This window comes from Sphingomonas citricola (genome assembly GCF_019429535.1).
Taxonomy (GTDB): Bacteria; Pseudomonadota; Alphaproteobacteria; order Sphingomonadales; family Sphingomonadaceae; genus Sphingomonas; species Sphingomonas citricola.
This window is the reverse complement of the sequence record NZ_JAHXZM010000007.1, coordinates 124,591-144,134: the sequence shown is the minus strand read 5'-3', so window position 1 is coordinate 144,134 and position 19,544 is coordinate 124,591. Positions and strand designations below refer to the sequence as shown.

Sequence of the window (19,544 nt, the reverse complement as noted above, 5' to 3'; positions counted from 1 at the left end):
CGCCTCGCTGGTAGGGACGGGCATGGCACAGCAATCCCCCCGCCCCAATGCCGCCCTTCTTGCCGGAGCCGGCGCCGCCGCGCTCGGCCTCGGCGGGTTCCTCTACTTCCGCTCGAAGCGCCCGCCGGTGATCAACCGCGCGGTGCCCGAGCCGGCGAAGCCCGTCGACCTCGACCGCTATCTCGGCCGCTGGTACGAGATCGCGCGCCACGAGTATCTGTTCGAAGAAGGCATGGACGCGGTGACCGCCGATTATTCGCGGCTGTCGGCGGACAAGATCGGCGTCACCAATGCAGGCACCCGCGGCGGCAAGCGCAAGGTCGCGCGCGCCAAGGGCGTGGTCGCGGACAAGGATACGGGCGCGAAGCTCAAGCTGTCGTTCTTCGGACCACTCTACGTCGGCGATTACTGGGTGCTCGACCACGCCGACGATTACAGCTGGTCGATCGTCGGCGAGCCGGGCGGGCGCTATCTGTGGCTGTTGTCGCGCTCGCCGCGCCCCGGTGACAAGGAGGTCGACGCCTTGTTTGCGCGTGCGAAGTCGCTCGGCTACGACACGGGCGCGCTGCGTCGTACGCATCAGCCGTAACGCTTGCGCGGCGGTCGCGGTCAGCCGGCGGTGACGATCACACCGTCGTCGACCCGCACCGGCCACGGGGTCAGCCGCGCGCCCATGCACGGCCCGCCCTCGCAGCGCCCGTCGGCAATCGCGAATACTGCGCCGTGCCACGAACACATGATCCGCGCGCGATCGGGTGTCAGATAGGCGTCGAGCTTTTGCGCCAGTGGCAGCCCGGCGTGCGGGCAGCGATCGACGTAGCCGTAGACCGCATCCCCCTGCCGCACGACGAAGCCGTGGAAACGCCCCGCGCGCAATTGCAGCACGTAATTGCGCGCGGTACCGTCGGCGATCTGGTCAAGCGCGCCGATCTTTACCCCCGCAGGCGTCGCGAACACGCGCGCGGCTGCGTCAACCGCGTCGGTCACGCGACCACCGTCATGAACGGGGCAGCTTCGCCTTGGGGAAGTCCGCCCACACTGCGTCATAATCGAGCTGCGAATGCGTCAGCGCATAGTCGGTCGGCCGGTACGCCCAGCAGCTCTCAAGCATTAACGCCATCGTGCCCTCGATCTTATGCGGCTTGAGTTCGGCGGCGCTCGCGCCCTGCCAGCTCGCCACGTCGGGACCGTGCCCGCTCATGATGTTGTGGAGTGAGATGCCGCCGGGCTGAAACCCTTCCGCCTTCGCGTCATACGCGCCGGTGATCAGCCCCATCGCCTCCGACATGACGTTGCGGTGGAACCACGGCGGGCGGAACGTCCCCTCCGCCACCATCCAGCGCGGCGGGAAAATGACGAAATCGGCGTTGGCGCGACCGGGCACGTCGCTGGGGCTCGTCAGCACGGTGAAGATCGACGGATCGGGATGGTCGAAGCTGACGGTGTTGATCGTGTTGAAGCGCGACAGATCGTAGCGCCACGGTGCGAGATTGCCGTGCCACGCGACGACGTCGAGCGGCGAATGATCGAGCGTCGTCGTCCAGAGCGACCCCATGAACTTCTGGATCACTTCGGTCGGCTCGTCGCGGTCCTCGAACCAGGCAACCGGCGTCTCGAAATCGCGCGGGTTGGCGAGGCCGTTGGCGCCGATCGGGCCGAGATCGGGCAGGCGGAACAGCGCGCCGTGGTTCTCCGCGACATAGCCGCGCGCCCGGCCGTCGGGCAGCAGCGCCTTGAAGCGGACGCCGCGCGGGACCAGCGCGACCTGCCCCGGTGCGACCTCGATCCGGCCGAGTTCGGTCAGCAACTCGAGCCGCCCCTGCTCGGGGATGAAGAGCAGTTCGCCGTCCGCGTCCATGAACACGCGCGCGTCCATGTCGGCGTTCGCGGCATAGACGTGCATCGCGACGCCCTCCAGATCGGCGGGGTGCCGATTGGCGAGCATCGTTGTCATGCCATCGATCAGGTCGATGCCCGCTTCCTCCGGCATTGCCAGCGGGTCCCAGCGCAGCCGATTGGGCGCGAGCGGGGCGTCAGCGGTGCCGGGGGCGAAGCGTTTGGCACCGTCGTAACGCTCGAACGGCGGATGCTCGGCGGTAGGGCGCATCCGGTAGAGCCACGAGCGGCGGTTCTCTGCACGCGGCGCGGTGAAGGCGGTGCCCGAGAGCTGCTCGGTGTAAAGGCCGAAGGCGGGGCGCTGTGGCGAGTTGCGCCCGATCGGAAGCGCGCCGGGGATCGCCTCGGTCGAGACGTGGTTGCCGAAACCGGGGATGTAGGCGGGGGCGGTTGGGTCGGTCATCCTCGGTCCTTTCGTCGGCGTTGTTATCTGCTCGCTCGTGTCACGCCCGCCGGCGCGTCAGACGCGGCGAAGCCGCGCCTTGTGCGCCGGCTTCGTCGCGCTGGCCGGTCGACGGCGCCACCTGCGTGGCGCATCTCGTGCGAAGCGTTCGCTTCGCACGTCGATCAGGCGTCGACCGTGATCACTCCGCGCCTGATCTGGTCGAGTTCGATCGACTCGTACAGCGCCTGGAAGTTGCCGTTGCCGAACCCCTCGTTGCCCTTGCGCTGGATGATCTCGAAGAAGATCGGCCCGACCATATTCTCGGTGAAGATCTGCAGCAGCAGCCCTTCCTCGCCGACGTTGCCGTCGATCAGGATGCGGTTCTTGCGCAGCCGCTCCAGGTCCTCGCCGTGGTTGGGCACGCGCTTGTCGACCAGCTCGTAATAGGTCTCGATCGTGTCCTGCAACCGCACACCGCGCGCGCGCAGCTTCTCGACCGTGGTGTAGATGTCGTCGGTGGTGAGCGCGAGATGCTGGATGCCTTCGCCATTGTAATCGCGGATGAACTCCTCGATCTGGCTCTTGTCGTCCTGGCTCTCGTTCAAGGGGATACGGATCGCCTTATCGGGCGCGATCATCGCCTGGCTGAACAGGCCCGTCGCTTTGCCCTTGATGTCGAAATACTTCTGTTCCTCGAAGCCGAAGATCTGGCCGTAGAACGCCGACCACGTCCGCATCTGCCCGCGCCGCACGTTGTGCGTCAGGTGGTCGAGCAGGTCGAGCCCGACGTTGTTCTCCGCCGCCGCCTCGCGCCAGCCCTCGACTTCGGTCCAGTCGGCGAACGGATCGGCGTCGACGAGATACAGCAGCGACCCGCCGATCCCCTCTAACACCTGCGCGTCAGGCAGTGCGCTGCCGCTCGCGTCCAGCGCCTTGGCGCCACGCTCGACCGCGGCGTCGAGCGCCTCGCGCGCGTTCGAGACCCGGAACGCCATCGCGTTCGCCGACGGGCCGTGGTCGGTGCGGAAGTCGGCCGCCTGCCCCGTCGCCTCGCGGTTGATCAGCAGGTTGATGCGGCCCTGGCGATACAGCGTGACCTGCCTGGTCGGGTGCGTCGCAGCGGGGACGAAGCCGAGCGCCTCGAACTGTCGGGCGAGCGTGTCAGGTTCGGGCGAGGTAAACTCGCAGAAGGCGAAGCCGTCGAGCCCCATCGGATTGACGTCGATATGGTCCATGAGCATGCTCCACTGGTATCAAGTGAAACTATTGTCCCGCATCATGAAGACGAAGTCAATGCGGGCAGGGTGCTGCGCGGTGATGACCCCGCGCCGACCCGGCGCTAGGATGCTGCCATGCCGCGCATCCTCCAGATCCTGCTCCCGCTCGCCCTCCTCGCCGCCGCGGCACCCGACGACGGCGCCGCGCTCGAGGCATTGCGCGCGCAGGACGCGCGGCTGGCAACCGTCGCGTGGCGGCTGGTCACGGCGAATGCCGCGCTGTGCCGTGAGCGCCAGCCGGGCACCGGGCTCGTCCTCCACGCGATCGATCAATATTCCGCGGGCACCGCGCCGGCCGCTTATGCCGTCTTCGGCTTTCCGACACCGGTCGCGGTCGAATGGGTTGTACCCGGCTCACCCGCCGCGCGCGCGGGGATCGTGCAGAACGAGGGCGTCGCAGCGATCGCGGGCACGCCGCTCGCGGCCCCGACCGCGGCCCACGACACCAGCGCGACGCGCGATGCCGCGCTCGCCCGGCTCGCCGCGCGACCCGCGGGCGGACCGATCACGCTGACGCTAAACGATTCGCACGGCACGCGCCGTGCGGTCGTCACCCCCGTCCCCGCCTGCCGCAGCGAGTTCGAGGTCGTCGCAGGCCCGAAGCTTGGCGCGTCGTCGGACGGCCATGTCGTTCAGGTCGGCGCGCGGCTGATGGAGACGTACGGCGACGACGATGTCGCGGTCGTCGTCGCGCACGAACTCGCGCACACGATCCTGCGCCACCGTGCACGACTGGAGGCGGCGGGCGTGAAGTGGGGCTTGTTCGGCGAGTTCGGCCGCAACGCACGCCTGTTCCGCGATACCGAGACCGAAGCCGACGTGCTCGGCGCGTTCCTGCTGCGCAACGCCGGGTGGGATCCGCAGAATGCGGTGCGGTTCTGGCAGGGGCCGGGAAAGAAGGTCGACCCCGGCATGTTCCGCAGCCGCACGCATCCCTCGCCGAAAGATCGTGCGGCAGTGATCGCGGAGGCGCTGGCGGCGATGCCGCCCGGTGCGCCGACACCGTATTCGCCGCCGATCCTCGGGCAGCGCGACGCGGCCTTGCGATAGTCACCGCTTACCCGAAACCGGTCAGGAGCCCGGCGCGAACGGCGACGGCAGAGCCCCTTACGCCGCCTTTCGCAGCTCCAACCGTCCCCAGATTTCGACGAGCGCCTGCGTGAGTTCGCGCATCATCGCCTCGCTGTGCGCGGGTCCGGGGGTGAAGCGAAGCCGCTCGGTCCCGCGCGGCACGGTCGGGTAATTGATCGGCTGAACGTAGACGCCGTATTCGGCGAGCAGGATGTCGCTGATCTTCTTGGCCTTGACCGGGTCACCGACCATCACCGGCACGATGTGCGTTTCGCCGATCATCACCGGCAGCCCCGCGTCGGCCAGCATCGCCTTGAGCGTCGCGGCGGCGGCCTGCTGCCCCTCGCGCTCGACGCTCGACGATTTCAGGTGCCTGACGGAGGCCAGAACGCCAGCGACCAGCACCGGCGATAATGAGGTCGTGAAGATGAAGCCGGGTGCGTAGGAGCGGATCACGTCGACGATCGTGCGATCGGCCGCGATGTAGCCGCCCATCACGCCGAACGCCTTGCCCAGCGTACCCTCGATGATCGTCAACCGGTCGGCGACCGCGTCACGCTCCGAGATGCCGCCGCCGCGCGCGCCGTACATGCCGACCGCGTGGACCTCGTCGAGGTAGGTGAGCGCGTTATACTTGTCGGCGAGGTCGCAGATCGCGGCGATCGGCGCGACGTCGCCTTCCATCGAATAGACGCTCTCGAACGCGATCAGCTTGGGCACCGCAGCGTCGTCGGCGGCGAGCAGTTCCTCCAGATGCGCGAGGTCGTTGTGGCGGAACACGCGCTTCTCGCACCCCGAGTTGCGGATGCCAGCGATCATCGACGCGTGGTTCAACTCGTCGGAATAGATGATGCAGCCCGGCAGCACCTTGGCGAGCGTCGCCAGTGTCGCCTCGTTCGAGACATAGCCGCTGGTGAACAGCAACGCGGCTTCCTTGCCATGCAGATCGGCGAGCTCATGCTCGAGATCGACGTGATAATGCGTGTTGCCGCCGATGTTGCGCGTGCCGCCCGAGCCGGCGCCGACGTCGTGGAGCGCTTCCTCCATCGCCGCGATGACCTTGGGGTGCTGCCCCATCGCGAGATAATCGTTCGAGCACCACACCGTGATCGGCTTGGGTCCGTTGTGCCCGGCAAAGCAGCGCGCGTTGGGGAACATGCCCTTGTTGCGCAGGATGTCGATGAAGACGCGGTAGCGCCCCTCGGCGTGCAGGCGATCGATCGCCTGGGTGAATACGCGCGAATAGTCGACCGGCATCGTGTCAACTGGGCGTGCGTCGGCCGGTGTGGCGCGGCGCGCTTCGCTGCTCTCGCTCATCATGCAAGCGACGTACGCCTGTATCCCACGCTTTTCCAGCGCATTTGGTCGATCACAGTGTCTCGGGACTGGCGAACCCGTGCGCGCGCAGATGGGTGCCGATCCGTGCTTCGCGGTCACCCAGCCGCGTGAAGACGAGCTGATGCACTACCGGCTCGCGCGGCCAGTCCTGCCCTTGGGTCAGGACCGCCACGCGCCGAGCGATCCCCGGCCCGCCATCGACGAACGCGACCCCGGCGGGCGCGACCGCGCGCATCTCGTCCTCCAAGAGCGGGAAATGCGTGCAGGCGTTCACGATCACGTCGATCGCGTCACCACCCGTCTGCCCGAATAGGCCGGCGAGTTCCCGAGCGACCGCGTCAGGCGCGACCGCTTCGCCCGCCAGCTTCGCTTCCGCCAGTTCGACCAGCGCGGCCGAACCGTAGCGAAGTACCGTACAATCGGCGGCGAAACGTGCCGTCAGATCGTCGACATAGGGCTGACGCACCGTCGCCTCGGTGCCGAGCACGCCGATCGTGCGCGTGCGCGACGCCTGCGCCGCCGGCTTGATCGCCGGAACCGTGCCGACGATCGGAAGGTCGAGCGCCGCGCGTACCGCGGGCAGCGCGATCGTCGACGCGGTGTTGCACGCGATCACGATCAATCGCGGGTGGTATCGCTCCGCCAGTCGCCCGAGCAGCGCGGGCACGCGTGCGGCAATCTCGCCCTCGCTCTTGGTGCCGTAGGGAAAGCCCGCGCTATCGGCCGCGTAAACGATCGGCGCCATTGGCAGCAGCGCGCACGTGGGCGCGACCACCGACAAGCCGCCTACACCCGAATCGAAGAACAGGATCGGTCGCGTATCGTCGCTCATCGGGGACCACATAGGCTTCGTATCTTGGTAGATACAGATGAGTGACACGTTATTCGCAGCCCGCTAGAACGGGGTCAGAAGGGGAACAGAACTGGGCACCGAAATCGTCTGGATCGCGCCCGCGGCGGCGTTGCTGATCGGCTATCTGCTCGGTTCGATCCCGTTCGGGGTCATTCTGACGCGATTGGGCGGCGCGGGCGACCTGCGCCAGGTCGGGTCGGGCAATATCGGCGCCACCAACGTGTTGCGGACCGGGCGCAAGGGGCTCGCCGCCGCGACCTTGCTGCTCGACATGCTGAAAGGCGTCGCCGCGGTGCTGATCGCGGCACGGCTGTTCCCGCAGGAAGCGCCGCTCGCCGCTGCCGCCGCGTTCATCGGCCACTGCTACCCCGTCTGGCTCCGCTTCAGGGGCGGCAAGGGCGTCGCGACGCTGATGGGGGTCGTGGTCGCGCTCGCCTGGCCGCTCGGGCTCGTCTACGCGGTGGTGTGGCTGGGGCTGCTCGCGGGGCTGCGCATCTCCTCGGTCGCGGGCATGGCGGCGGCGGTCAGCGCACCCGTCGCGGCCGCGATCCTGGGACTATTCGATCTCGTCCCGCTGCTGCTCGCGCTCGCGTTGATCGTGGTGTGGAAACACCGCGCGAACATCTCCCGCCTGCTCGCGGGCACCGAGCCGCGGATCGGCCGCAGCAGGGACGCGGCCTGACCATGCGCGAGGTCGCGGCGCTCGATCGCGCAACCGCGACCGGTCGAAACGACGAAGCCGATGCGCTCGCGCGGTTGCGGTTGATCCGTACGCCGTCGATCGGTCCGGTGTCGTTCCGGCAGTTGATCGCGCGCTACGGCACCGCGGCGGCGGCGATCGAGGCGTTGCCCGATCTGGCGCGACGCGGCGGCGGACGCGTGCCAGCGGTGACCGACACCGGCACGGCATTGCGTGAGATGGAGGCGGTCGCGCGGATCGGCGCGCGCTACCTGTTCCTCGGACGCCACGATTACCCGTCGCTGCTGGCCGAATTGTCGGACGCGCCGCCCGTCCTCACCATTCGCGGCGATCTGTCGCTCGCCTCGCGGGACACGGTGGCGATGGTCGGCGCGCGCAACGCCTCGGCCGCGTCGTGCCGCTTCGCACGCGGCCTCGCGCAGGAGGTCGCGCAAGCGGGCGCGGTCGTCGTATCGGGGCTGGCGCGCGGAATCGACACCGCCGCGCACGAAGGCGCCAGCAGCGCGACGATCGGCGTCATCGCGGGCGGGATCGACGTCGCCTACCCGCCCGAGAATGCGCGGTTGCAGGAACGGATCGCGCAGGAAGCGCTGCTCGTCGCGGAGATGCCGCCGGGCACCGAACCACGCGCGCGCCATTTCCCGCACCGCAATCGCATCATCGCGGCGCTCTCGCTCGGCACCGTCGTGATCGAGGCCGCGCCGCGCTCGGGCTCGCTCATCACCGCCAGACTCGCGGGCGAGGCAGGGCGCGAAGTGATGGCGGTTCCCGGCCACCCGAGCGATCCGCGCGCCCAAGGGTGCAACGGTTTGATCCGCGACGGCGCTGTCCTGATCCAGTCGGCCGCCGACGTGCTCGAACAGATCCGCCCGATCGACCTGCGCGCCGCCCATCGCGCCGATGGCGTGCGCTCGCCCGATACCCCCTGGGGCGCACCACCGCCGAAGGATGCGAGCGAGGCCGAGCGCCGCCGCGTCGTGTCGCTTCTCGGACCCGTACCGGTCGGCGTGGACGAACTCGTCCGGCAGGCCGGGCTTGCCCCCGCGGTGGTGCAGATGGTGCTGCTCGAACTCGAACTTGGCGGGCGGCTCGAACGCCACGCAGGCGGCCGCGTCAGTCTATGCTAGATGCACATCGTCCCATACCGCGCTGGGTACGTTGGTGGTTCCGCGGCGCCGCGATCTACGGCACGGTAGCGCTCCTCGCGAGCCTTGCCGCGCCCGACGCGACCGTCCTGCCGCAACTCGCCTTCACGCTGACCGCGCTCGCCTTCCAGCTCGTGTTCTGGATCATCGGTGGCGATCCGGTCCGCTACCGGGCGATGATGATCGCGGGCGTCGGTGAGAAATGTGCGTTCGGCGTGCCCGCGCTGTTGCTTGCCGGCGGATCGGCGACCGCGATCTTCGGGGCGATCGACCTGATCCTCGGCGCGGGCTTCCTGCTCGCCTGGTTCTCAACCCCGTCACGCGCAGCTTGACGCCGCTCTCCCCGCCTCGCCACCCTCGCGCATACGTGTGAAGCTCCCTAGTTAGGCCACAATGCAACTCGTCATCGTCGAATCGCCCGCCAAGGCGAAAACCATCGAAAAGTATCTCGGCTCGGATTATCGCGTCCTCGCGAGTTACGGCCACGTCCGCGACCTGCCGCCCAAGGACGGGTCGGTGAACCCCGACGACGGGTTCGCGATGGAGTGGGAAAACTACGCCGACAAGGCCAAGCAGCTCAAGGCGATCACCGATCTGTCGAAGACCGCCGACCGCCTGATCCTCGCCACCGACCCCGATCGCGAGGGCGAGGCGATCAGCTGGCACGTGCAGGAAGTGCTCGCCAAGCGCCGCGCGCTGCCCAAGGCGGTCGAGCGCGTCACCTTCAACGCGATCACCAAGCAGGCGGTGACCGAGGCGATGAAGGCGCCGCGCGCGCTCGATACCGACCTGATCGATGCGTATCGCGCACGCCGCGCGCTCGACTATCTCGTCGGCTTCACGCTCTCGCCCGTCCTGTGGCGCAAGCTGCCGGGCGCCAAGTCCGCGGGCCGCGTCCAGTCGGTCGCGCTGCGGTTGATCGTCGAGCGCGAGCGCGAGATCGAGACGTTCGTCGCGCGGGAATATTGGTCGGTGACGGCGGCGCTGGAGCATGACGGCACCCCCTTCACCGCGCGACTGTCGCAGTGGGAAGGGCGCAAGCTCGACCGGCTGTCGATCGGCAACGAGGGCGACGCGCACCGCGCCAAGGCCGATGTCGAGGCGGGGCGCTTCACCGTCCAGTCGGTCGAGACGCGCCCCGCGACGCGCAATCCCCCGCCGCCCTTCACCACCTCGACGCTGCAGCAGGAGGCGGCGCGCAAACTGGGCTTCTCCGCCGACCACACGATGCGGATCGCGCAGCAGCTCTACGAGGACGGCGCGATCACCTATATGCGCACCGACGGCGTGCAGATGGACGGCAGTGCCATTTCGGCGGCGCGCGGTGCGATCGCCAACCGCTACGACGGCAGCTACGTCCCCGACAAGCCGCGGCAGTATCAGGCGAAGGCCAAGAATGCGCAGGAAGCGCACGAGGCGATCCGCCCGACCGATTTCTCGAAGGACCGCGTCGGCGCGGGCGACCACGCGCGCTTGTACGAACTGGTGTGGAAGCGCGCGCTTGCCAGCCAGATGGCGTCGGCGCGGATGGAGCGCACCACGATCGAATTCGCCGACGGCACTGGGCGCAATGTGCTGCGTGCCACCGGTCAGGTCGTGCTCTTTCCCGGCTATCTCGCGCTCTACGAAGAAGGGCAGGACGACAGCCAGGACGAGGACGCGCGCCGCCTGCCGCGGATGCGCGAGGGCGACGCACCGGCGAAGAAGTCGGTCGACGCCGAACAGCATTTCACCCAGCCGCTGCCGCGCTATTCGGAGGCAAGCTTGGTCAAGCGGATGGAGGAGCTCGGCATCGGTCGCCCCTCCACCTACGCGTCGATCATCAAGACGCTAAAGGACCGCGCCTATGTCCGCGTCGAGAAGAACCGCTTCTTCGCCGAGGAGAGCGGCCGGCTGGTGACGGCGTTCCTCGAGCGCTTCTTCCCGCGCTACGTCGGCTACGATTACACGGCCGAGCTGGAGGAAGAGCTCGACGACGTGTCGGGTGGCCGCGCGCAATGGCAGGCGGTGCTTGAAAGCTTCTGGCGCGATTTCAAGCCGCGCACCGCGGAAGTCATGGAGCAGAAGCCGTCGGAGGTGACTGCCGAACTCGACACCTTCCTCGCGCCCTATCTGTTCCCCAACAGGGCCGATGGCAGCGATCCGCGGGCGTGCCCCGCGTGCCAGGCAGGCAGCCTCGCGCTGCGCGGCGGACGCTTCGGCGCGTTCATCGCCTGCTCGAATTACCCTGAGTGCAAATATACCCGTCGTTTCGCGCAGGGCGGTGACGCCGCCGAGTCGACCGGGCCCGAGATGCTCGGCAAGGATCCCGAGACGGGGCTTGAGGTCGAGCGCAAGTCGGGTCGCTTCGGCCCGTACATCCAGCTCGGCGAGGGCAAGGAGGCGAAGCGCGCCTCGATCCCGAAGGACGTCGAACTCGACCTGGAAATGGCGCTCAAGTTGCTGAGCCTGCCGCGTACGATCGGTCAGCATCCAGAAACCGGGCAGGACATCACCGCGGCGATCGGGCGCTACGGTCCGTACTTAGCGCATGCGGGCAAATATGCGCGGCTCACCTCGACCGCGGACGTGTTCGAGACGGGCATGAACGCGGCGGTGGTAAAGCTTGCCGAGGCGGCGGCGGGCGGCGGGCGTCCGCAACGCGGCGCGGCGCGCGAGCCGCTCAAGGTGCTGGGCGCCCACCCTCGCACCGAGGCTGAGTTAAAATTGATGGAAGGCCGCTACGGCCCCTACGTCACCGACGGTACCACCAACGCAACGCTGCCGAAGACGATCACGCCCGAGCAACTGACGCTGGAAGAGGCTGCGCAACTGATTGACGCGCGCGCGGCGATGGCGCCGGCGGGCAGGAAAAAGGCGCCGGCAAAGAAGAAGGCTGCACCGAAAAAGGCGGCTGTGAAGGGGGACGGCGGCCAGGTCGCTACCAAGGCTCCCGCGAAAAAGTCCGCGACCAAGAAACCGGCTGCCACGAAACCTGCCGCGAAGAAGGCCACCGCGTAACCCGATCATCATCTTCGGTGATCGGGGGAAGTCAGGTTGACCCGAAATTACTTCGGGGTGGCGACAATATCAGGATCAGGCCGCGCGCACGAAGTCGTGCGCGATGGCCGGGCATCGTGCGGTCGTCAGGCGGCGCGGCGGTGGAGTGCTCCGATCACGTCGCGCGCCGCACGCTGCGCGGTCGCGATCTCGCGCGCGGTCATGTCTTCGGACACTTCGGCGCGCGCGGACGGCGCGGCATCATGGCCCCAGGCCGAGGCGAGATTGAGCCACTTGTGTGCCTCGATCAGGTCGAGCGTCGCGCCCGCCGTCCCAGTGGAATAGCCGATTCCCAGATCATAGGCGGCATGAGCATCGCCGGCGCGTGCCTTGGCGATCCGGCGGTCGAGCAGAGAAGGCGCGTGAGAGAGAACGGTCATCGGTTTGCCCCCGATATCAGCGTTGATGCTGAACGAAGGCTATCACCCGATTCGGCTCACCAAATGGTTAACGCGTTAACCGTGCCATGGTACTCGCGTGTCAGTTGCCCGGCTCGATCGCGAGATTGTCAATCAGGCGGGTCGCCCCCAGCCGCGCTGCCGCGAGCAATTGGCGGCGGCGCGCCGCATCGGGTTGCGGCTGGAGCGTTTCGGCGTCGACCAGCGACACGTAATCGACGCTGAAGCCCGCGTTCGACAAATACGTCGTCGCGTCCGCCAGCGCCTTGTCGACCGGCGTGCCGCCTGAAATCGCGCGTGCCGCGATGCCCAATGCGCGCGGCAGCGCCACCGCCTTCGCGCGCTCGTCGCCGTCGAGATAGACGTTGCGGCTCGACAGCGCGAGCCCGTCGTCCTCGCGCTGCGTTGGCACCCCCGTCACCTCGATCTCGAAGTCGAGATCGGTGACCATGCGGCGGATCACCGCCAGTTGCTGGAAATCCTTTTCACCGAAATAGGCGCGGGTCGGCTGAACCTGATTGAAGAGTTTGGCGACGACGGTCGCGACGCCGTCGAAATGGCCGGGGCGCGCGGCCCCGTCGAGCCCTTCGCTCACCCCCGCAACCGAAATGTTGGTCGCGAAGCCGGCCGGGTACATCGCCTCTACGGGTGGCAACCACAGCAGATCGCATCCCGCCTCGGTCAGCATCGCGATATCGCTCGTCTCCTTGCGCGGGTAACGCGACAGGTCCTCGTTCGCGCCGAATTGCTTCGGGTTGACGAAGATCGAGGCGACCACGGTGGTGCCCGGCCGCCGTGCGGCTTCCACCAGCGCGATATGCCCGGCGTGGAGCGCGCCCATCGTCGGCACCAGCGCCACCTCGCGCCCCTCGGCGCGCGCGGCCGCGACCGCCGCCCGGAGACCGGCGAGTTCCCGATACACTTCCACGCTTTAACCCCCTCGTATCCCTGCGCCGCGGCTTCTATGATGGCGCCAAACAGCAATCAATCAGGGAAGTCGCGCGTTGTCTGATCAGGCCGAGACGCACATCACCGAACCGGCCGAGGGCGCGGCGTCACCCGCGCAACAGCCCGCCGCCGGACCGCACGTGATCGTGTTCGCCAACGAAAAGGGCGGTACGGGCAAGTCGACCACCGCGGTCCATACCGCGGTCGCGCTCGCCGCGCGCGGCGCGCGCGTGGCGTGCATCGACCTCGACCACCGCCAGCGAACGCTCGGCCGCTATCTCGACAATCGCGCCGAAACGGTGAAGCGCACGGGGCAGCCGCTGCCGATCCCCGACCACGCCACCGGCGACGGTCGCGCGGACGGAAATTTCGAGGATCTTTTCGCGCGCTTCAGCGATGGCTTCGACTTCATGGTCATCGACACGCCCGGCCGCGACGATCCGTGCGCACGCACCGCCGCGGCGCTCGCCAACACGCTGGTCACGCCGATGAACGACAGTTTCGTCGACTTCGACCTGATCGGCCAGGTCGACGCGGAAACGTTCAAGGTGAAGCGTCCGAGCTTCTATTCGGAACTGATCTGGGACGTGCGCAAGGCGCGCGCGAAGGCGGATGGGACGACGATCGACTGGGTCGTGCTGCGCAATCGCCTCGCCTATGTCGACGCCCGCAACATGCGCCGCGTGTCCGAAGCGCTCGACCAATTGTCGCGCCGCGTCGGGTTCCGCATCATCCCGGGGCTGGGCGAGCGGGTGATCTATCGTGAGTTGTTCCCCGCCGGGCTGACGCTGCTCGACAACAAGTCGTTCGGCGGCATGGGGTTGAGCCACGTCGCTGCGCGGCAGGAGTTGCGCGAGATGATGGCGGGCCTCGCCCTCCCCGACACGGCGCTGTCGAGCGCGGCGGCATGAAGTGGATCGTCGCCGCCGCGGTAATCTGGGCAGTGCTGTGGCTGCTCAAGAAACCCGCCACGCGGCGACCGAGCGCCATCACGGCGGCGCGACGCACGCTGGGCGTCGCCGACGACGCCGATGCCGATGCGATCCGCGCGGCGCATCGACGCCTGATCGCGGACCTGCACCCCGATCGCGGCGGCTCGCCCGACGACGCGCGCCGGGTCAATGCCGCACGCGATCTGCTGCTCAGCCGGCTGGAGGTCGCGCGCTGATTGTTGGTCGGCGGCGAACATGCCGCTAGCGTCTCCGCCATGACGCATCGTTTCCACCCATCGATCCTGCGCGATTACGACATTCGCGGCACCGTCGGCGAGACGCTGGGCGAGGCTGACGCCTACGCGGTTGGCCGCAGCTTCGCGACCCGCGTGCGCCGCGCCGGGGGGCACCGCGTCGTCGTCGGTCGCGACGGGCGGCTGTCCTCCCCCATGCTAGAGGACGCGCTCATCGACGGGCTGATCGCGAGCCGGGTCGACGTGGTGCGGATCGGGCTCGGCCCCTCGCCGATGCTCTATTTCGCCGAGGCGACGCTGGGGGTGGACGCCGGCGTGCAGGTGACCGGCAGCCACAATCCCGCGGGCGACAACGGGTTCAAGTTCGTCCTCGCGCACGAGAGCTTCTTTGGCGACGACGTGTGCGATCTTGCTCGGCTGGCGGCCGCGGGTGACTGGGAAAGCGGCTTGGGTGAAATCCGTCAGGCGGCGGTACTCGACGATTATGTCGCTCGTCTGGTGGAAGGCGCCACCGATCGCCCCTTCCGCATCGGCTGGGACGCGGCGAACGGCGCCGCCGGGCCGGTGATCGAACGCCTGACCCAGATCCTCCCGGGTGAGCACCATCTGCTCTATACCGACGTAGACGGTACCTTTCCCAACCATCATCCCGATCCGACCATTCCCGCCAATCTGTCCGACCTGATCGCGCTGGTGACGCGCGAAGGGCTCGACATGGGTTTCGCCTTCGACGGCGACGGCGACCGCATCGGCGCGGTCGATGCGCGCGGGCGGATCGTATGGGGCGATCAGCTCCTCGCGCTGCTTGCCGAGCCGTTGCTGTGCGACCTTCCCGGCGCCTGCGTGGTGGCCGACGTGAAATCGAGCGACGCGCTGTTCGACCGGATCCGCGCGCTCGGCGGGCGGGCGGTGATGGCGAAATCGGGGCATAGCCAGATCAAGGCGCGGATGCGTCAGGAGGGCGCCGCGATTGGGGCCGAACTGTCGGGGCACATCTTTTTCGCGTACGGTTATTACGGCTTCGACGACGCCGCCTATGCCGCGGTCCGGTTGATGCGCGCGATCGACCTGGCGGGCTGTTCGCTCGCCGAACTGATCGACCGCCTGCCCGCGACCTGCGCCTCGCCCGAGTTGCGCATCATGGTCCCCGAGGATCGTCGCCTCGCGATCGTCGATGAGGTGCGCGCGCGGGTGCTGGCGACGGGTGCCGAGGTCGATCTGACCGACGGGTTGCGCGTTTCCACGCCCGATGGTTGGTGGCTGCTCCGCGCCTCGAACACGCAGGCCGCGGTCACGGTGCGCGCCGAGGCGGGCGACGAGGCGGGCCTCGAACGCCTGCTGGACGTGATCGACCGCGAGCTCGCGCGCAGCAGCGTGTCGCGCGGCTAGACCGTCCTCACTCGCCCGACAGGACCATCCACGACAGATCGACCCCCGCCAGCCGATCGACATATTTCGCCGCGCGCCGCAATCGCGTCTCGTCCGCCAGGATCACGCGCGAGCCCTGCCGGACGATCAGTCCCATGTCCTCCAACTGGCGCAGCATCCGGTTGACGTGTACCGCGGTCAGCCCGCTCGCGTCGCCGATCTCCTCCTGCGTCAATGGCAGCGTGAAGCCGCTCGCCACGTCCTCCCCGGTGCGGCGCAGCCGGTCGCGCAGGTCGAGCAGCACCGCCGCGATCCGCGCCTGCGCCGACGTCCGCCCGAGCCCCGCCAGCCTATCGGTCATCGCCGCGCGCTCGGCCTGGTCGAGTGCGGTCAGCGCCAGCGCCAGCCGCGGGTGCCGCGTCAGCACGTCGGCGACCTGCGTGCGATCGAACAGGCACACGACGCTCTCGCACAGCGCCGCCACGCTCTCGGGCGAATTGGCATAGGCAAGCGCCGACGCGCCCGTCACGTCGCCGGGAAACAGAAAACGCAGGATCTGCCGACTGCCGTCGTCCAGCAAGACGTAGCTCATCATCATGCCGCTCGAGACCACGAAAAAGTCACTGGTGCGATCCTTCTCACGGACCAGCACCGCCCCGCGACGCAGCGAGCGCGTCCGCCCCTGCAAGTTGGTCAGGGCTTCGCGCTCGCAATCGGACAGCGAAAGAAACTCGCCGATCCGGTCGACGAAGGTACGTACCCGCACGCAGTGGAAACCCCTTGTTATCATTGCTGCTTATGGGGCACGCGTGGGGCGACGCATTAAAATCGATCAAGCGCAAGCGATCCTGTCCGTATTTCGCGTACCGGCATCGGCGCTGGTCACCGCTATCGACGTCAGCGGCTTGGCGACGGCGGGTCCGCGCGATAGATGCGGCGGGATGGACCGTATCCTCATTCGTGGCGGCAATCGGCTGTCGGGCAATCTTCCCATCTCGGGCGCGAAGAACGCCGCACTCACGCTGATGCCGTGCGCGATCCTGACCGACGAGCCGCTGACGCTGCGCAACCTGCCGCGGCTCGCCGACGTCGATGGCTTCGGCCACCTGCTCAATCAATTGGGTGCGTCGACCCGGATCGAGGGGTCGCGCCCCGACGAGTTCGGCCGCGTGATGACGATCCGCGCCGGGCAGCTCACCAGCGCGGAGGCGCCCTATGACATCGTGCGCAAGATGCGCGCGTCGATCCTGGTGCTCGGCCCCATCCTCGCGCGCGCAGGCGAGGCGCGCGTGTCGCTGCCCGGCGGCTGCGCGATCGGCAACCGCCCGATCGACCTCCACCTGAAGGCGCTCGAGGCGATCGGCGCGAAGCTGGAAATGAGCGCGGGTTACGTCACGGCTTCCGCACCCGGCGGACGCCTGTCGGGCGGAACCTACCGTTTCCCCGTCGTCTCGGTCGGCGCGACCGAGAACGTCGTCATGGCCGCTGTGACCGCCAGCGGCCCGACGCGGCTCGAGAATGCCGCACGCGAGCCCGAGATCGTTGATCTGTGCCGTTGCCTCGTCGCGATGGGCGCGTCGATCCAGGGCATCGGGACCGAGACGCTCGAGATCGAGGGCGTGCGCGAGCTGCACGGTGCGACCTATTCGGTGATGCCCGACCGGATCGAGGCAGGCAGCTACGCCTGCGCCGCCGCAATCACCGGCGGCGACGTCACGCTGACCAACATCGGCGCGGACGAGATGGGCGCGACACTCGATGCGCTGCGCGAGGCGGGCGTCGAGGTCGAGATCGGCCGCGGCACGATCCGCGTCGCCGCGCCCGAAAAGCTACGCCCGCTCAACATCACCACCGCGCCCTTCCCCGGCTTCGCGACCGACATGCAGGCGCAGTTCATGGCGATGCTGTGCCGCGCCGACGGCGCCAGCGTGCTGACCGAGACGATCTTCGAGAACCGCTACATGCACGTGCCCGAGCTGGCGCGGATGGGGGCGGACATCCAGGTGCGCGGCCGCACCGCGGTGGTCCAGGGCGTCGACCGGCTCGTCGGCGCGCCCGTGATGGCGACTGACCTGCGCGCGTCGATGAGCCTCATCATCGCGGGGCTGGTCGCGGATGGCGAGACGCAGGTCAGCCGTATCTACCACCTAGACCGCGGTTACGAGCGGCTGGAGGAAAAACTGTCCGCGGTCGGCGCCGACATCGAGCGCGTCGGCGACGGCTGAGGCAAATAGAGGGGCGGGTGTCGGGTCAGGCCGCCGCCGGCTCCCACAATTCGATCGAATTGCCCTCGGGGTCGTGCAGGCGAGCGAACCGCCCGATGCCCGCCTCGTCCCATTCGGCACGCGTCTCCACCGCGATACCGGCATCGCGCAGTGCCGCGATCATCCGATCGATCGCGTCGACGCGCAGGTTGAGCATCCATTGCCGGTCGGCGGCGAAATAATCGCTGTCGGCAGGGAACGGTGCGAAGACGACCGGGCCACCACCGGTGCGCCAGAACCAGGGATCGGGCTCGGCGCGCGCGGACGCGGCGTCCGCCGTCATGCAGCCCGCGCCGACGTTGAGGTGGGTGCGATACCAGTCGGACAATTGCTCTGGGTCGGCTGCCCGGAAGAAGATGCCGCCGATGCCCGTAACCGCCATCCTCGCCCCCTCGCGTCATCTGCCGCGCGGAAACTGCGCTCGGGTCATCGCCGAAGCAAGTGCGTGGACGTCGTTACTTAGCTCACACCGCCTGCGCCGCCGCCCATCCGCTCGCCCAGGCCCATTGGAAATTGTAGCCGCCCAGCCACCCGGTCACGTCCACCGCCTCGCCGATCGCGTACAATCCGGGCAGGTGGCGCGCTTCCATCGTCTTCGACGACAGCCCCGCGGTGGCGATGCCGCCGACCGTCACCTCGGCCTTGGCGAACCCTTCGGTGCCGTTCGGGTGGAAGCGCCAGTCGGCGAGCCGACACTCGGCATCCTCCAGCACGCGGTCGGTGGCGGTGCCCAGTTCGTTGACGTCGATCACTTTCGCGAGCGCGTCGCTCAACCGCCCCGGCAGCGGCAGCGCCGACGCGAGCGTACCGCGCGGGCGGGCACGCTTGGCGTCGCGCAGCCAGCCGGGCGCGGCGCCCGGCACGAGGTCGATCGTGACCGCCTCGCCCGGACGCCAGTACGACGACACCTGCAGGATCGCGGGGCCGCTCAACCCGCGGTGGGTGAACAGCGCGGCTTCCGCGAACGAGGCACCGCGTCCCCTCGCGGGCAGCGAGCCCGCCACCACGGGCGTCGCGACGCCCGCCAATGCGCGGAACAGCGCTTCCTCGCCCGGCAGCGTCAGCGGCACCAGCGCGGGGCGCGGCTCCACCACCTTCAACCCGAACCGTCGCGCGAGATCATAAGCGAAGCCGGTCGCGCCAAGCTTCGGGATCGACGGGCCGCCAGTCGCGATCACCAGCGCAGGTGCCACGTAGCGCCGCCCGTCGTGCGCGACCGTGAAGCGCGCATCGGCGTGGTCGATCTCGCCGATCTCACCGCCCAGCCGCAGCGTCACCGCGCCCTTGTCGCATTCATCGAGCAGCATCGACACGATCTGCCGCGCCGAGCCGTCGCAGAACAATTGCCCCAGCGTCTTCTCGTGCCACGCGATCCCGTAGCGCTCGACCAGTTCGAGGAAATCCTGCGCGGTATAGCGGCCGAGCGCCGACTTGGCGAAATGCGGATTGGCGGAGACGTAGCGTTCGGGGATCGCCTCGCGATTGGTGAAATTGCACCGCCCGCCGCCCGAGATCACGATCTTGCGCCCCGGCTCGGTGCCGTGATCGAGCACGACGACGCGCCGCCCGCGCTGCCCCGCCACGGCCGCGCACATCAGCCCGGCGCCGCCGGCGCCGAGCACGATCGCATCGAACTGTTCCATGCCGCCCGCCTGCCACACATCGTGCGGCGAGGC

At 68.5% G+C, this 19,544-nt stretch carries 20 protein-coding genes; 10 read left to right on the top strand and 10 right to left on the bottom strand.

Translation table 11 applies throughout. The features are described from left to right. The first annotated feature begins 22 nt into the window (after positions 1-22). Positions 23-589, top strand: a complete 567-nt coding sequence (locus KZ810_RS15925) for a lipocalin family protein (protein ID WP_219770100.1) — start codon at positions 23-25, stop codon at positions 587-589. Between the two features lie 20 nt (positions 590-609). On the opposite strand, the gene KZ810_RS15920 is transcribed toward KZ810_RS15925, so the two are convergent. The 3 genes from KZ810_RS15920 to hppD form a co-directional block, all read right to left on the bottom strand. Beyond that, positions 610-987, bottom strand: coding sequence for a Rieske (2Fe-2S) protein (locus KZ810_RS15920; RefSeq protein WP_219770099.1), 378 nt, complete (start codon positions 985-987; stop codon positions 610-612). 10 nt (positions 988-997) lie between these two features. After that, entirely contained in the window at positions 998-2,299 is a 1,302-nt protein-coding gene (hmgA, locus tag KZ810_RS15915; RefSeq protein WP_219770098.1) for a homogentisate 1,2-dioxygenase, read from the bottom strand. A gap of 164 nt (positions 2,300-2,463) precedes the next feature. Continuing rightward, positions 2,464-3,516: a 4-hydroxyphenylpyruvate dioxygenase gene (gene hppD / locus KZ810_RS15910; RefSeq protein WP_219770097.1), complete on the bottom strand. Its 1,053-nt coding sequence runs from the start codon at positions 3,514-3,516 to the stop codon at positions 2,464-2,466. A 117-nt stretch (positions 3,517-3,633) separates the two neighbouring features. Between hppD and KZ810_RS15905 the strand changes: the two genes are divergently transcribed. Continuing rightward, complete coding sequence (locus KZ810_RS15905; RefSeq protein ID WP_219770096.1) at positions 3,634-4,608, top strand: M48 family metalloprotease; 975 nt, start codon at positions 3,634-3,636, stop codon at positions 4,606-4,608. A 57-nt stretch (positions 4,609-4,665) separates the two neighbouring features. On the opposite strand, the gene hemA is transcribed toward KZ810_RS15905, so the two are convergent. Beyond that, on the bottom strand, positions 4,666-5,886 hold the full coding sequence (gene hemA, locus KZ810_RS15900; protein WP_219770146.1) for a 5-aminolevulinate synthase: 1,221 nt from the start codon (positions 5,884-5,886) through the stop codon (positions 4,666-4,668). 112 nt (positions 5,887-5,998) lie between these two features. Continuing rightward, complete coding sequence (gene murI, locus KZ810_RS15895) at positions 5,999-6,799, bottom strand: glutamate racemase (protein ID WP_219770095.1); 801 nt, start codon at positions 6,797-6,799, stop codon at positions 5,999-6,001. Between the two features lie 130 nt (positions 6,800-6,929). Here murI and plsY point away from each other — a divergent pair, with 130 nt between their 5' ends. The 4 genes from plsY to topA all read left to right on the top strand — a co-directional run bounded on the left by plsY (position 6,930) and on the right by topA (position 11,665). Then, positions 6,930-7,502 (top strand): glycerol-3-phosphate 1-O-acyltransferase PlsY, encoded by a 573-nt coding sequence (gene plsY / locus KZ810_RS15890; protein ID WP_258045017.1) that lies wholly within the window; start codon positions 6,930-6,932, stop codon positions 7,500-7,502. A 2-nt stretch (positions 7,503-7,504) separates the two neighbouring features. Next, the gene (dprA, locus tag KZ810_RS15885; protein ID WP_219770094.1) at positions 7,505-8,647 is read left to right on the top strand and encodes a DNA-processing protein DprA; all 1,143 of its coding nucleotides are present in this window, start codon (positions 7,505-7,507) and stop codon (positions 8,645-8,647) included. Further along, on the top strand, positions 8,641-8,997 hold the full coding sequence (locus KZ810_RS15880; protein WP_219770093.1) for a hypothetical protein: 357 nt from the start codon (positions 8,641-8,643) through the stop codon (positions 8,995-8,997). Before dprA ends, KZ810_RS15880 begins: the two co-directional genes overlap by 7 nt. Before the next feature lie 61 nt (positions 8,998-9,058). Continuing rightward, the gene (topA, locus tag KZ810_RS15875; RefSeq protein ID WP_219770092.1) at positions 9,059-11,665 is read left to right on the top strand and encodes a type I DNA topoisomerase; all 2,607 of its coding nucleotides are present in this window, start codon (positions 9,059-9,061) and stop codon (positions 11,663-11,665) included. Positions 11,666-11,790: 125 nt separating this feature from the next. Here topA and KZ810_RS15870 read toward each other — a convergent pair whose 3' ends face one another. Both KZ810_RS15870 and panC read right to left on the bottom strand, forming a co-directional pair. Further along, a complete protein-coding gene (locus KZ810_RS15870; protein ID WP_219770091.1) occupies positions 11,791-12,084 on the bottom strand; it encodes a hypothetical protein in 294 nt (97 codons plus the stop codon). 100 nt (positions 12,085-12,184) lie between these two features. After that, entirely contained in the window at positions 12,185-13,030 is an 846-nt protein-coding gene (gene panC / locus KZ810_RS15865) for a pantoate--beta-alanine ligase (RefSeq protein ID WP_219770090.1), read from the bottom strand. A 100-nt stretch (positions 13,031-13,130) separates the two neighbouring features. Here panC and KZ810_RS15860 point away from each other — a divergent pair, with 100 nt between their 5' ends. From KZ810_RS15860 to pgmG, 3 genes are read left to right on the top strand one after another with little or no spacing between them, the layout of a single operon-like run. Then, positions 13,131-13,961: a division plane positioning ATPase MipZ gene (locus KZ810_RS15860; RefSeq protein ID WP_219770144.1), complete on the top strand. Its 831-nt coding sequence runs from the start codon at positions 13,131-13,133 to the stop codon at positions 13,959-13,961. After that, positions 13,958-14,218 carry a DnaJ domain-containing protein gene (locus KZ810_RS15855; RefSeq protein WP_219770089.1) on the top strand — a complete coding sequence of 87 codons (261 nt, stop codon included), beginning with the start codon at positions 13,958-13,960 and terminating at the stop codon, positions 14,216-14,218. Before KZ810_RS15860 ends, KZ810_RS15855 begins: the two co-directional genes overlap by 4 nt. Positions 14,219-14,257: 39 nt before the next feature. Beyond that, complete coding sequence (pgmG, locus tag KZ810_RS15850; RefSeq protein ID WP_219770088.1) at positions 14,258-15,625, top strand: phosphoglucomutase/phosphomannomutase PgmG; 1,368 nt, start codon at positions 14,258-14,260, stop codon at positions 15,623-15,625. A gap of 7 nt (positions 15,626-15,632) precedes the next feature. On the opposite strand, the gene KZ810_RS15845 is transcribed toward pgmG, so the two are convergent. After that, positions 15,633-16,370 carry a Crp/Fnr family transcriptional regulator gene (locus KZ810_RS15845; RefSeq protein WP_308461579.1) on the bottom strand — a complete coding sequence of 246 codons (738 nt, stop codon included), beginning with the start codon at positions 16,368-16,370 and terminating at the stop codon, positions 15,633-15,635. Positions 16,371-16,545: 175 nt separating this feature from the next. On the opposite strand from KZ810_RS15845, the gene murA reads away from it, so the two are divergent. Further along, the gene (gene murA, locus KZ810_RS15840) at positions 16,546-17,829 is read left to right on the top strand and encodes a UDP-N-acetylglucosamine 1-carboxyvinyltransferase (protein WP_219770086.1); all 1,284 of its coding nucleotides are present in this window, start codon (positions 16,546-16,548) and stop codon (positions 17,827-17,829) included. 25 nt (positions 17,830-17,854) lie between these two features. Here murA and KZ810_RS15835 read toward each other — a convergent pair whose 3' ends face one another. Both KZ810_RS15835 and KZ810_RS15830 read right to left on the bottom strand, forming a co-directional pair. Continuing rightward, on the bottom strand, positions 17,855-18,250 hold the full coding sequence (locus KZ810_RS15835) for a VOC family protein (protein ID WP_219770085.1): 396 nt from the start codon (positions 18,248-18,250) through the stop codon (positions 17,855-17,857). A gap of 82 nt (positions 18,251-18,332) precedes the next feature. Continuing rightward, positions 18,333-19,511, bottom strand: a complete 1,179-nt coding sequence (locus KZ810_RS15830; protein WP_219770084.1) for a BaiN/RdsA family NAD(P)/FAD-dependent oxidoreductase — start codon at positions 19,509-19,511, stop codon at positions 18,333-18,335. Between the last annotated feature and the right edge of the window lie 33 nt (positions 19,512-19,544).